The following is a 13,275-nucleotide window of genomic DNA, read 5'->3' as shown; positions in this document are numbered from 1 at the left end:
TATACAAGTTGCCCTGCGCCGTGGCGCTGTCCCCGCTCGACCCCAGGTTTTCCCATCCAGCTGAGTGCGCCGCCGGCGCGACTTGCCGCAAGAAATCCCCCCGCTGCCGCCCGTTCGCCCCTGTTGTCGTTTTAATACTGCAATGTTGGCGTCTTGCAACTATATGCATTTAATTCAATTATTTTATACGCTCTTTTTCCCCGTTTTAGTGCGTTCAAACACATGTGCACAGATGAGGTAGCACATTCACTGTTTGTCATAAGTACTTAATTTACCTAACTATTTTATTTCTACCCGGCTTCAAGGAATCGCGCTAAGTCCTTAATTTCATTACTAAAATCGCTGTTTCGTTTGCCTGAAAGCGCTTGACCACTATTCTTGCTTCCTCTAAAGTGGGCATCTGTGTGAAAAAGTGTCTTTTTGTGGGAAATTTCACCCGACTTAGCGGCGGGGGAGATGAAAACCGGAAAGCGCCGATCATGCTCCGCTAACCCTACTGAGGTCAAAAGGTAATCCCGTGTTTCAAGGCGCGTCCGCAATCAATCTCGATGCCAAAGGCAGGATGTCTATCCCTGCCAAGCACCGTGACGCGCTCTCGATCCAGTGCGAAGGCCGCCTCACGCTGACCCGCCATCCCGACGGCTGCGTCATGTTGTTCCCCCGCCCGGTGTGGGAACAGCACCGCCAACAGATCTCCCAATGGCCGTTGCAGGCCCGCGCCTGGCAGCGCATCTTCCTCGGCTACGCCACCGACGTCGAAATGGACACGGCCGGCCGCATCCTGATCGCCCCCGAACTGCGCAGCGCCGTCGGCCTGGAGCGCGAGGTCATGATGATGGGCATGGGTTCTCATTTCGAAATCTGGGATGCCGCCAAGATGGCGCAACAAGAGCAGCAGGCGATTGAAGCCGGCACCCCCGATGTTCTCGCTAATTTCTCTTTCTAAGGCTCCGTGATGACCACTACATCGGTGCCGGAATTTCAGCATCGGACGGTGCTGCTTGACGAAGCTGTCGACGCGCTGGCGCTGGATGGCGCGCGCGCCGACGGCGTCTACGTCGACGGCACGTTCGGCCGCGGCGGCCACTCGCGCCTGATCCTGTCCAAACTGGGCGCCAAGGCGCGCCTGATCGCCTTCGACAAAGACCTGCAGGCGATCGCCACCGCCGAGCAGATTACCGACCCGCGTTTTACCATCGTCCACGACAGCTTCGCCACCATGCATGCGGCGCTGGCCGAGCGCGGCGTGGCGCAGGCCGACGGCATTTTGCTCGACCTGGGCATCTCGTCGCCGCAGGTGGACGACGCCGCGCGCGGCTTCAGCTTCCGCAACGACGGCCCGCTCGACATGCGCATGGATACCACGCGCGGCATGTCGGCGGCGGAGTGGCTCGCCACAGAAACTGAACAGACACTGGAAAAGGTGATCAAGGAATATGGGGAAGAACGGTTTGCTTTTCAGATTGCAAAGGCGATTGTTGCTCGCAGGGCAGTCGAGCCAATTTCAACCACACGACAGCTTGCCGGCATCGTGGCAGGCGCGGTCAAGACTCGGGAAAAGGGCAAGGACCCGGCCACCCGTACCTTTCAGGCTATCCGGATTTTCATCAATAAAGAGCTTGAAGACCTCGAGATCGGTCTGACCCAGGCCTGGAACAGCCTGGCGCCGGGCGGCATCATCGCCATCATCAGCTTCCACTCGCTGGAAGACCGCATGGTCAAGCGCTTCTTCGCTTCCAAGGCCAATGTCGAGCAGCCGGACCGCCGCCTGCCGATCCGCGCGGTCGACCTGCCGCAGCCGGAACTGAAGCTGCTGGCCAAGCTCAAGCCGTCCGACGCCGAAGTCGACGCCAACCCGCGCGCCCGTTCGGCCGTGATGCGGGTCGCGCGCCGCCTGCCTGCGGTTGCGGCGAAAGGCTCGGCATGAGCGGCAAGATCAACCTGGTGCTGACGGCGCTGCTGGTGGCCTGCGGGCTGTCGCTGGTGAACGCGCAATACCAGGCGCGCCACCTGTTCATCGAACTGGAACGCACGCAGTCGCAGGCGCGCCAGCTCGACATCGAATGGGCGCAGCTGCAGCTGGACCAGTCGACGCTGGGCAAGCACGCCCGCATCGAGGAGATCGCCCGCCGCGACCTGAACATGACGCCGCTGACCGCCGCGCGCACCCAGTACCTGACGCCGGAAGGATCGAAATGAGCCGCGCCAGCAATACGAACACGTCGCGCGTAGCCCGTTCCAAGGGCGTGCCGTTCTCCAAGAACCCGGTGCTGGCGGTACGCCTGCCGGTCTGGCGTTCGCGCGTGGTGCTGTTCGTATTGTTTGCCGCCTTCGCCGGCCTGGGCGCGCGCGCCCTGTGGCTGCAAGGCTTGTCGACCCAGTTCCTGCAAAAGCAGGGCGAGATCCGCTACGCCCGCACGCTGGACCTGCCGGCCACGCGCGGCAAGATCACCGACCGCGATGGCCAGGTGCTGGCGTCGTCGGTACCGGTCAAGGCCATCTGGGCGATTCCGGACGATGTCCAGGAAGCGCCGCCGGCCAAACTGAAAGAGCTGGCCAAGCTGCTCGACATGAGCAACGCCGACCTGCAAAAGAAACTCGATTCCGACCGCGGCTTCGTCTACCTGAAGCGCCAGGTAGAGCAGGACGTGGCCGACCAGATCACCAAGCTGGGTATCGAAGGCATCCAGACCCGCAAGGAATACAAGCGCTTCTACCCGCAGGGCGAAGTGACGACCCACGTCGTCGGCTTCACCAACGTCGAAGACGCCGGCCAGGAATCGATGGAGCTGGCGCAGCAGAAAACCCTGGTGGGCCAGCCGGGCAGCCGCCGCGTCATCAAGGACCGCCTGGGCCACATCGTCGAGGACATCGAATCGGTGCGCGAGCCGCACGACGGCAAGGACTTGACGCTGTCGATCGACAGCAAGCTTCAGTACATCGCTTTCACGCAGGTGAAGGAATCGGTGGAGAAGTTCCACGCCAAGGCCGGCGCCGCCATCGTGCTGGACGTGCACACCGGCGAAGTGCTGGCGCTGGCCAACTGGCCGACCTACAACCCCAACGACCGCACCAAGCTGACCGGCGAACAGCTGCGCAACCGCGTGATGACCGACACCTTCGAGCCGGGTTCCTCGCTCAAGCCGTTCACCGTCGGCCTGGCGCTGGACGAGAAGCGCATCACGCCGCACACCATGTTCGACACCGGCGCCGGCGCCATGGTGATCGCCGACCACGTGGTCCACGACACCCACCCGCACTACCTGATCGACGTCCAGACCATCATCCAGAAGTCGTCCAACATCGGCACCTCGAAGATCGCGCTGAGCATGCCGCCGCAGGAAATGTGGGAGATGTTCACCAAGGTCGGTTTCGGCCAGCAGCCCAAGTGGGGCTTCCCCGGCGCCGTGGCAGGCCGCGTGCGTCCATACAAATCGTGGCGTCCGATCGAGCAGGCCAATATGAGCTTCGGCCAGGGCATCTCGGTATCGCTGATCCAGTTGGCGCGCGCCTACATGATCTTCGCCCGCGACGGCGACATCATCCCGCTGTCGTTCCAGAAAGTGACGGAAGCGCCGCACGGCACGCCGGTGATCAGCGCCAAGACCGCCGCCGAGATGCGCGAGATGCTGGAGATGGTCACGCTGCCTGGCGGCTCGGCCGTCAAGGCCCAGGTGCAGGGCTACCGCGTGGGCGGCAAGACCGGTACCGCGCAGAAGTTCCTCAACGGCCGCTACTCGCAGACCAAATACATCGGCAACTTCGTCGGCATGGCGCCGATGTCGAACCCGCGCTTCATCATCGCCGTCATGATCGACGAACCGGGCGGACCGGTGCACGTCGGCGGCGACGTGGCAGGCCCCGTGTTCTCCGCGCTGGCCGCCAACGCGCTGCGCGCCAAGAACATCACGCCCGATTCAACCCTTACCCATATCATCATTCCTGATAATGCAGCACAGGAGAAAATGTGACGACTTCTAACTTCGACCCCTTGGCCGTTGCCGCCGCAATCCGCAAGCTGACGCCGTCCGCGCAGCTGGCTTCGGATTCGCGCCGCATCAAGCCGGGCGATGTGTTTTTTGCCTACCCGGGCGATGCCGGCGACGGCCGCAGCTTCATTGAAAGCGCCATCGAGCAGGGCGCCGCGCTGGTGGTGTTCGACCCCGCCGGTTTCACCTGGAACGACAGCTGGGCCGTGCCTTACCTCACCGTCGAACAGCTCAAGCGCCACGCCGGCGTGATCGCCCACGCTTTTTATGATCAGCCGGATGCGGCCATGTTCACCGTCGGCGTCACCGGCACCAACGGCAAGACCTCCAGCGCCGTCTGGCTGGGCCACGCGCTGTCGCGCGGCGCCGAGCCGGCCGCCGTCATCGGCACGCTGGGCGTGGGCCTGTTCCGCGCACGCGGCGATGTCGAATACGACGTCACCGGCTACACCACGCCGGACGCGGTGCTGCTGGCGCGCACGCTGGCGGGCCTGCGCGAGCAGGGCGCCGCCGCGCTGGCGATCGAAGTATCGTCCATCGGACTTGAGCAGGGCCGCGTGGCCGGCATGCATTTCGATGTCGCGCTGTTCACCAACCTGACCCGCGACCACCTGGACTACCACGGCACGATGGAGGCCTACGAGGCCGCCAAGACCAAGCTGTTCGACTGGCCCGGCCTGAAGACGGCGGTGGTCAACCTGGACGACCCGATGGGCCTGCGCCTGATCGCCCACCTGCAGGCGCGCGCGCCGCTGGCCGGCACGATCCCGCTGATCGGCTACACGCTGCAGGACGCCGTCGCGCAACCGGACATCGCCGGTGTGCTGATGCTGCGCGCCAGCCAGTTCCGCAGCAGCCGCAACGCCGGCACCGAATTCCACCTGGAGTGCGCGCTGGGCGTGGCGCTGGTCAAGACTCACCTGGTCGGCAACTTCAACATCAGCAACGCGCTGGGCGTGATGGGCGCGATGCTGGCCAAGGGCCTGGGCCTGCGCGCCGCCATCGAAGCGGTCGAAGCGCTGCTGCCTGCCCCGGGCCGCATGCAGCAGGTCGGCGGCCAGGACGCGCCGATGATCGTCATCGACTACGCGCACACGCCGGACGCGCTGGAAAAAACCCTGGCCGCACTGCGCCCTGTGGCCACCGACCGCGGCGGCCAGCTGTGGTGCGTGTTCGGCTGCGGCGGCGACCGCGATCCGGGCAAGCGTCCGCAGATGGGCAAGATCGCGCAGATGGCCGACCACGTGCTGGTCACCAGCGACAATCCGCGCAGCGAAGATCCGCACTCGATCATCGAGCAGATCGTCGCCGGCATGGACCGCAACAACCCGGCATCGACGGTGCAGACGCTGGACGACCGCGCCGCCGCCATCCTGTCCGCGATCAAGCACGCCGGCAAGCCGGACGTGATCCTGCTGGCCGGTAAAGGCCACGAGCCGTACCAGGAAATCAAGGGCAAGAAACTGCCATTCTCCGACGCCGACCACGCGCAGCTGGCGCTGTCGGCCCGCTTAACCATGATGAGGACGAATTGATGCGTGCAGCACTCGCACAGATTCTGCCTTCTGTGTCCGGCGCCGAGTTGATCGGCTCCGGTGAAATTGTATTCAACGGCGTCTCCACCGACAGCCGTAGCGTATCCGCAGGTTCGCTGTTCGTCGCCTTGCGCGGCGAGGTTTTCGACGCCCACAACTTCCTGGCGCAAGTCGCGGAGAAGGGCGTCGCCGCTGTCGTTGTCGAAGAACTGCCGGAAGGCTGGACCGCATCGACCGGTATCGCGGCCATCGTCGTGCCTAACACGCTGGTGGCCCTGGGCCAGATCGCCAACTACTGGCGCCGCCAGTTCGCCATGCCTGTCATCGGCGTCACCGGCAGCAACGGCAAGACCACGGTCAAGGAAATGATCTCCGCCGTCCTGGCAGCAGCCCACGGCGAAGAAGGCCGCCTGGCCACGCGCGGCAACCTGAATAACGAAATCGGCGTGCCATTGACGCTGTTCCGCATGGACGCGCAGCAGCAGTCGGCCGTGGTGGAACTGGGCATGAACCATCCCGGCGAGATCGGCCGCCTGAGCGCCATCGCCGCACCGACCATCGCCATGGTCAACAACGCCCAGCGCGAACACCAGGAATTCATGCACACCGTGGAAGCGGTGGCGCGTGAGAACGGCGCCGTGCTGGCCAGCCTGCCCTCCGACGGCGTGGCCGTATTCCCGCATGGCGACGAGTTCACGCCGATCTGGGAAGAACTGTCGGCCGGCCGCCGCGTGCTGCGCTTCGGCCTGACCAAGGATGCGGAAGTAAGCTGCACCTTCCGCGCCAACGATTTCGGCAACGAGATGTTCGTCACCATCCGCGAGGGCGACGCTGAACCCGAACAGTTCTTCGTCAATCTGCAAGCGGCGGGCGAGCACAATGTGCGCAACGCGCTGGCCGCCGTGGCTTGTACGTACGCCGCCGGCATCGCGCTGGACAAGATCAAACTGGGCCTCGACACCTTCGCACCGGTCAACGGCCGTCTGCAAAAGAAGGCCGCGGCCAACGGCGCCGTCGTCATCGACGACAGCTACAACGCCAACCCGGACTCGGTGCGCGCCGCCATCGACGTGCTGTCCAAGGCCGCCGCCCCGCGCGTGCTGGTGCTGGGCGACATGGGCGAAGTCGGCACCCAGGGCCGCGAGTTTCACGAAGAAATCGGCGCGTATGCGCAGATCAAAGGCATCGAACAGGTGCTGGTAACCGGCGAGCTGGCCGCGCATATGCATGGCGCGACCATCCGTCATTTTGAAAACTTCGGCGATTTGCTGGCTGCTGTCGAAGCAGCCGTCACGCCGGATGCAACCGTATTAATCAAGGGCTCCCGCTTCATGAAAATGGAACGGGTCGTGCAGCATTTGATTGGATCGCAACAAGCTAACAAGGAAAGTCACTAATCATGCTGCTCTGGCTCGCTCAGTATTTTCAGCAGGACCTCGGGCCACTCCGGGTCTTCAACTTCATCACCTTCCGCGCGGTGTTCGCCACCGCGACCGCGCTGCTGATCGGCCTTTCGGCCGGCCCGGCCGTGATCCGCAAACTGACCGCCATGAAGTACGGCCAGGCCGTGCGCACCGACGGTCCGCAGACCCACTTGAAAAAACACGGCACCCCGACTATGGGCGGTGTGCTGCTGCTGATCGCCATCGGCGTCTCCACGCTGCTGTGGTGCGACCTGTCGAACCGCCTGATCTGGCCTGTGCTGATCGTCACGCTGGGCTTCGGCGCCGTCGGCTGGGTCGACGACTACCGCAAGGTGGTGCGCCAGGATCCTGAAGGCATGCGCTCGGCGGAAAAATACTTCTGGCAGTCGCTGGTCGGCATCGGCGCCGCGCTCTACCTGGCGTTCTCGGTGTCCGCACCCAATGCCGGCAAGGTGTTCGAGCTGTTCTTCGCCTGGGTACAGTCGGGTTTCTCGATGGACCTGCCGCCGAAGGCCGACCTGATCGTACCGTTCTTCAAGACCATCAGCTACCCGCTGGGCGTGTGGGGCTTCATCGCGCTGACCTACTGTGTCATCGTCGGCACCAGCAACGCCGTTAACTTCACGGACGGCCTGGATGGCCTGGCGATCATGCCGACGATTATGGTCGGCTCCGCGCTCGGCCTGTTCGCCTACCTGACCGGTAGCGCCACGTATTCGAAGTACCTGTTCATCCCGCACATTCCTGGCGCTGGCGAACTGATTATCTTCTGCGGCGCGCTGGCCGGCGCTGGCCTGGCCTTCCTGTGGTTTAACACCCACCCGGCACAGGTGTTCATGGGCGACGTCGGCGCACTGGCGCTGGGCGGCGCGCTGGGCACCATCGCCGTCATCGTGCGCCAGGAAATCGTCCTGTTCATCATGGGCGGCATCTTCGTCGCCGAGACGGTGTCGGTGATTATCCAGGTGGGCTGGTTCAAGATCACCAAGAAGCGCTACGGCGTTGGCCGCCGCGTATTCCTGATGGCGCCCTTGCACCACCACTTTGAACAAAAAGGCTGGAAAGAGACCCAGGTCGTCGTGCGCTTCTGGATTATCACGATGATGCTGGTGCTGATTGGTCTCTCTACTTTGAAACTGCGCTGATGATCTACGAAGGCAAAAACGCACTGGTACTGGGACTGGGTGAATCCGGTCTGGCGATGGCGCTGTGGCTCGCCCGCAGCGGCGCGCGCGTGCGCGTGGCCGATACCCGTGAAGCGCCCGAGCGCCTGCCGGCGCTGCGCCTGGCTGTGCCGGACGCGGAGTTCGTCGCAGGCCCGTTCGGCGCATCGTTGCTGGACGGCGTGGACTTTGTCGCCGTCAGCCCGGGCCTGGCGCCGTACCGCGAACTGGCCGAGATCGCGCCTGCCGCTGCCGCCGCCGGCGTGCCGGTATGGGGCGAGATCGAACTGTTCGCGCAGGCGCTGGAAGCGCTGGAACAAGAACGTGGCTACACACCGAAGATCATCGCCATCACCGGCACCAACGGCAAGACCACCGTCACCACCCTGGTCGGCCAGCTGTGCGAACGCGCCGGCAAGACCGTGCGTGTGGCCGGCAACATCAGCCCCGCCGCGCTCGACGTGCTGCGCGAAGTGATGGACGCCGGCACGCTGCCGGAAGTGTGGGTACTGGAGCTGTCGTCCTTCCAGCTGCAAACCACCTTCACGCTGGAAGCCGACGCCGCCACCGTATTGAACGTGACCCAGGACCATCTGGACTGGCACGGCGACATGCCGTCCTACGCGGCCGCCAAACACCGCATCTTCGCGGCCGACACCGTGCGCGTATTGAACCGCGACGACGCCACCGTGATGCGCATGGCCAGCGCCACCGGCCAGAACGTCACCTTCGGCACCGACGCGCCGACCCTGCGCGACGACCTGGGCCTGAACAGCGAACGCGGCGTGCTGTGGCTTGCCACCGCCGTTCCGGCCGAGGAAGAGGGCGAACCGAAGAAACGCAAGAAGAACGATCCGCCGCCACCGCCGGTCGAGTGCATGGTCAAGAACCTGATGCCGGCCGACGCGCTGCAGATCCGCGGCGTGCACAACGCCGCCAACGCGCTGGCCGTGCTGGCCCTGTGCCGCGCCATCGACCTGCCACTGGCGCCGCTGCTGCACGGCCTGCGCGAATATCGCGGCCAGCCGCACCGCGTGGAACTGGTCAGCGCCATCAACGACGTTGAGTACTACGACGACAGCAAGGGCACCAATGTCGGCGCCACCGTGGCCGCCTTGAACGGCTTGGGCAAGGCCTTCACCGGCGCCAACCAGCGCCTGGTGGTCATCATGGGCGGCGACGGCAAGGGCCAGGATTTCTCGCCGCTGGCCGAGCCGGTATCGCGCTACGTGCGCGCCGTGCTGCTGATCGGCCGCGACGCGCCGCAGCTGCGCGCCGCGCTGGCGCCGTCCGGTGTCGATCTGGAAGACTGCGGCACCGACCTGCCGCAAGCCGTCAAGCGCGCCAGCGAACTGGCGCAAGCCGGCGACGCCGTGCTGCTGTCCCCGGCCTGCGCCAGCATGGACATGTTCAAGAACTACGCGCATCGCGCCCAGGTGTTCATCGACACCGTGCGCGAGATCGCCCTCGATGCAGGACAGGAGCTCTGATGGCCTTCCAGATGCCGTTCCGCTTTGCTGACAAGTCGACGCCACCGTCGATGGACAGCCGCGCGCGGCAATCGAAGATGATGGAGTACGACCAGCCGCTGGTCTGGGTCACGCTGCTGTTGATGCTGCTCGGGATGGTGATGGTGTACTCGGCCTCGATCTCGCTGCCGGATTCGCCCAAGTTCGCCAACTACGTACGCTGGCAGAACACCTACTTCCTGCAACGGCAGGCGATGTTCATCGGCGTCTCGCTGCTGGCCGGCCTGTTCGTGTTCCGCATCCGCATCTGCGACCTGCAGAAGGCCGCGCCCTATCTGTTCATCGGCACCCTGGTGCTGCTGGTGATGGTGCTGATCCCCGGCCTCGGCGTGGTGGTCAACGGCGGCCGCCGCTGGCTGTCGCTCAAGGTATTCAACGTGCAGCCGTCGGAGCTGATGAAAGTGGTCGCCGTGCTGTACGCCGCCGATTACACCGTGCGCAAGCAGGAATACATGCACAAGCTGACCAAGGGCTTCATGCCGATGGCGGCGGCGGTCGGCTTCGTCGGCCTGTTGCTGTTGCTGGAGCCCGACCTGGGCGCCTTCGGCGTGATCGTCTGCATCGCCATGGGCATCCTGTTCCTGGGCGGGATCAACGCCATCTGGTTCGGCGGTATCGGCGCGGTGCTGGTGGTGATCTTCGGTTCCATCATCGCGCTGTCGAAGTTCCGCCGCGAGCGCTACTTCGCCTACCTGAACCCGTGGGAAGAAGACAACGCATTGAACAAGGCCTACCAGCTGACCCACTCGCTGATCGCTTTCGGGCGCGGCGAGATTTTTGGCGTTGGCCTGGGCGGCAGCGTGGAAAAGCTGCACTACCTGCCGGAAGCGCATACCGACTTCCTGCTGGCGGTGATCGGCGAAGAACTCGGCCTGGCCGGCGTGCTGGTGGTGATCGCGCTGTTCTACTGGCTGATCAAGCGCGCCTTCGACATCGGCCGCCAGGCCATCGCCATCGACCAGACCTTTGCCGGCCTGACGGCCAAGGGCATCGGCATCTGGATCGGTGTGCAGACGTTTATTAACATGGGTGTCAACCTTGGCCTGCTGCCGACCAAGGGCTTGACCTTGCCGCTGATGAGCTATGGCGGCACGGGTGTAGTGATTAACTGCGTCGGACTCGCGATCCTGCTCCGGATCGACTACGAGAACCGGGTTCTGATGCGTGGTGGCAGATTATGAAACGATTGATGATTATGGCGGCCGGCACCGGCGGCCACATTTTCCCCGGCCTGGCGATTGCGCAGACGCTGCGCGCGCGCGGCTGGGAAGTAACGTGGCTGGGCACCGCCGCCGGCATGGAACAGGACCTGGTGCCCAAGCACGGCATCGCGATGGACAGCATCGACTTCACCGGCATGCGCGGCAAGGGCTTGAAGCACACGCTGGGCGGCGCGCTGAAGATGGTCAAGGCCTTCGCCGCCTGCTTCGGCTATATCGGCAGCCGCAAGCCGGACGTGGTGCTGGGCATGGGCGGCTACGTCACCGTGCCGGGCGGCCTGATGGCGCGCATGCGCGGCGTGCCGCTGGTGCTGGTCAATGCCGACGCCGCGCTGCTGCTGTCGAATAAAACGCTGGTGCCGTTCGCCGAACGCGTGTGCTTCGGCTTCCCGGCCAATTTCGGCAAGGCCGCCAGCAAGGCCGTCGTCACCGGCAACCCGGTGCGCAAGGAGATCCTGGACATGACCACGCCGGCCGAGCGTTTCGCCGGCCGCGAAGGTCCGCTGCGCATCCTGGTGGTGGGCGGCAGCCTGGGTGCGAAAGCGCTGAACGACAACCTGCCGGCCGCACTGGCGCTGATCCCTGCCGCGCAGCGTCCGCAGGTGACGCACCAGTCGGGCAAGAAGAACATCGATGCGCTGCGTGCGGCGTATGCGCAGGCTGGCGTGCAAGCCAATGTGGTCGACTTCATCGACGACATGGCCGCCGCCTACAGCCACGCGGACGTGGTGATCTGCCGCGCCGGCGCCATCACCGTGTCGGAGCTGACCGCCGCCGGCGTGGCCAGCGTGCTGGTGCCCCTGGTCGCATCGACCACCAGCCACCAGCGCGACAACGCGCAGTGGATGGCGAAACAAAACGCGGCGATCCACATGCCGCAATCGGAAATGAGCGCGCAGAGTGTAGCGACGCTGTTGGAAACGCTGACCCGCGGCGCCTGCCAGACCATGGCAACGGCGGCGCGCAGTGTCGGCAAACGCGATTCGAACGACGCTATCGCACAGGTATTGGAACAACTAGCATGAAGCACAAAGTACAGAATATTCACTTCGTCGGCATCGGCGGCAGCGGCATGAGCGGCATCGCCGAAGTGCTGCTGACGCTTGGCTACACCGTGTCCGGTTCGGACCTGGGCAGCAACGCCGTCACCCAGCGCCTGGCCGACATGGGCGCCACCGTATTCCAGGGCCACGACGCCGCCAACATTGGCGAAGCCGACGCTGTCGTCACCTCGACCGCCGTCCAGCAGGATAATCCTGAAGTCGTGGCTGCGCGCAGCCGCAAGATTCCTATCGTTCCGCGCGCCGTGATGCTGGGCGAGTTGATGCGCCTGAAGCGCGGCATCGCCATCGCCGGCACGCACGGCAAGACCACCACCACCAGCCTGGTCGCATCGGTGCTGGCGCAGGGCGGTCTCGATCCGACCTTCGTCATCGGCGGCCGCCTGACCGCCGCCGGCGCCAACGCCAAGCTGGGCACCGGCGAGTACCTCGTGGCCGAAGCCGACGAATCGGACGCCTCCTTCCTGAACCTGACGCCGATGATCGAAGTGATCACCAACATCGACGCCGACCACATGGAAACCTACGAGCACGATTTCGAAAAGCTCAAGCAGGCCTTCGTCAACTTCACGCACCGCCTGCCGTTCTACGGCCGCGCCATGTTGTGCATCGACGATCCGCACGTGCGCGCCATCCTGCCGCAAGTGACCAAGCCCGTGACCACCTACGGCTTCCATGAGGAGGCGGAAGTGCGCGCCGTGAACGCCCGTGCCGTCGGCGTGGAGATGCACTTCACCGTGATCCAGGAAGGCTACCCTGATCTGGACGTGGTGCTGAACCAGCCCGGCCTGCATAACGTGCAGAATGCTTGCTCGGCCATCGCCATCGCACGCGAAATCGGCATCGAAGACAAAGATACGCAAGCCGGCCTGGCCGCCTTCGCCGGCGTCGGCCGCCGCTTCACCAAATACGGCGATGTCGCCATCCCAGGCGGCGGAACGTTCACGCTGGTGGACGATTTCGGCCACCACCCGCTGGAGATGGACGTAACCACCGCCGCCGCGCGCGCCGCCTATCCCGGCCGCCGCCTGGTGCTGGCCTTCCAGCCGCACCGCTACAGCCGCACGCGCGACCTGTTTGAAGATTTCGTCAAGGTGCTGGGCACCGTCGACGTGCTGGTGCTGGCGGAAGTCTACGCCGCCGGCGAAGCGCCTATCGTGGCCGCGGACGGCCGCGCGCTGGCGCATGCGCTGCGCGCACGCGGCAAGACCGAACCGATTTTTGTTGAGGCGATCGGCGATATGCCGGAAACCATCATGGGTGTGGTACGCGACGGCGACGTCGTCATGACCATGGGCGCAGGCTCGATCAGCGGCGTCCCTGCCAAACTGACTAACTATCCAAAGGTCTGAAA

The 13,275-nt window shown here is 64.6% G+C and carries 11 protein-coding genes; all 11 read left to right on the top strand.

Annotated features, from left to right (window positions below; genetic code table 11):
• Window positions 1–517 precede the first annotated feature (517 nt).
• Genes mraZ through murC form a run of 11 tightly spaced genes read left to right on the top strand, consistent with a single transcriptional unit; the run spans window position 518 to window position 13,273 of the window.
• On the top strand, window positions 518–946 hold the full coding sequence (gene mraZ / locus GEV01_RS13670) for a division/cell wall cluster transcriptional repressor MraZ (protein WP_008445413.1): 429 nt from the start codon (window positions 518–520) through the stop codon (window positions 944–946).
• A gap of 9 nt (window positions 947–955) precedes the next feature.
• A complete protein-coding gene (gene rsmH, locus GEV01_RS13665) occupies window positions 956–1,927 on the top strand; it encodes a 16S rRNA (cytosine(1402)-N(4))-methyltransferase RsmH (protein ID WP_152805088.1) in 972 nt (323 codons plus the stop codon).
• Entirely contained in the window at window positions 1,924–2,199 is a 276-nt protein-coding gene (gene ftsL, locus GEV01_RS13660; RefSeq protein ID WP_008445418.1) for a cell division protein FtsL, read from the top strand. The genes rsmH and ftsL overlap by 4 nt, the downstream gene beginning before the upstream one ends.
• Window positions 2,196–3,971: a peptidoglycan D,D-transpeptidase FtsI family protein gene (locus tag GEV01_RS13655; protein WP_152805086.1), complete on the top strand. Its 1,776-nt coding sequence runs from the start codon at window positions 2,196–2,198 to the stop codon at window positions 3,969–3,971. The genes ftsL and GEV01_RS13655 overlap by 4 nt, the downstream gene beginning before the upstream one ends.
• Window positions 3,968–5,524 (top strand): UDP-N-acetylmuramoyl-L-alanyl-D-glutamate--2,6-diaminopimelate ligase, encoded by a 1,557-nt coding sequence (locus GEV01_RS13650; protein WP_328595515.1) that lies wholly within the window; start codon window positions 3,968–3,970, stop codon window positions 5,522–5,524. The genes GEV01_RS13655 and GEV01_RS13650 overlap by 4 nt, the downstream gene beginning before the upstream one ends.
• Entirely contained in the window at window positions 5,524–6,921 is a 1,398-nt protein-coding gene (locus tag GEV01_RS13645; RefSeq protein WP_152805084.1) for a UDP-N-acetylmuramoyl-tripeptide--D-alanyl-D-alanine ligase, read from the top strand. Before GEV01_RS13650 ends, GEV01_RS13645 begins: the two co-directional genes overlap by 1 nt.
• 2 nt (window positions 6,922–6,923) lie before the next feature.
• Window positions 6,924–8,093 (top strand): phospho-N-acetylmuramoyl-pentapeptide-transferase, encoded by a 1,170-nt coding sequence (gene mraY / locus GEV01_RS13640; RefSeq protein WP_152805082.1) that lies wholly within the window; start codon window positions 6,924–6,926, stop codon window positions 8,091–8,093.
• Window positions 8,093–9,601: a UDP-N-acetylmuramoyl-L-alanine--D-glutamate ligase gene (murD, locus tag GEV01_RS13635; protein ID WP_152805080.1), complete on the top strand. Its 1,509-nt coding sequence runs from the start codon at window positions 8,093–8,095 to the stop codon at window positions 9,599–9,601. The genes mraY and murD overlap by 1 nt, the downstream gene beginning before the upstream one ends.
• On the top strand, window positions 9,601–10,821 hold the full coding sequence (ftsW, locus tag GEV01_RS13630) for a putative lipid II flippase FtsW (RefSeq protein ID WP_008445434.1): 1,221 nt from the start codon (window positions 9,601–9,603) through the stop codon (window positions 10,819–10,821). Before murD ends, ftsW begins: the two co-directional genes overlap by 1 nt.
• Entirely contained in the window at window positions 10,818–11,885 is a 1,068-nt protein-coding gene (murG, locus tag GEV01_RS13625; protein WP_235914351.1) for an undecaprenyldiphospho-muramoylpentapeptide beta-N-acetylglucosaminyltransferase, read from the top strand. Before ftsW ends, murG begins: the two co-directional genes overlap by 4 nt.
• Window positions 11,882–13,273, top strand: coding sequence for a UDP-N-acetylmuramate--L-alanine ligase (gene murC, locus GEV01_RS13620; protein WP_152805078.1), 1,392 nt, complete (start codon window positions 11,882–11,884; stop codon window positions 13,271–13,273). Before murG ends, murC begins: the two co-directional genes overlap by 4 nt.
• The last annotated feature ends 2 nt before the right edge of the window (window positions 13,274–13,275 follow it).

The sequence above is a fragment of the Rugamonas rivuli genome (assembly GCF_009380165.1).
In the GTDB taxonomy this organism is placed as follows: Bacteria; Pseudomonadota; Gammaproteobacteria; order Burkholderiales; family Burkholderiaceae_D; genus Rugamonas; species Rugamonas rivuli.
This window is presented reverse-complemented; position numbering and strand designations above follow the sequence as displayed.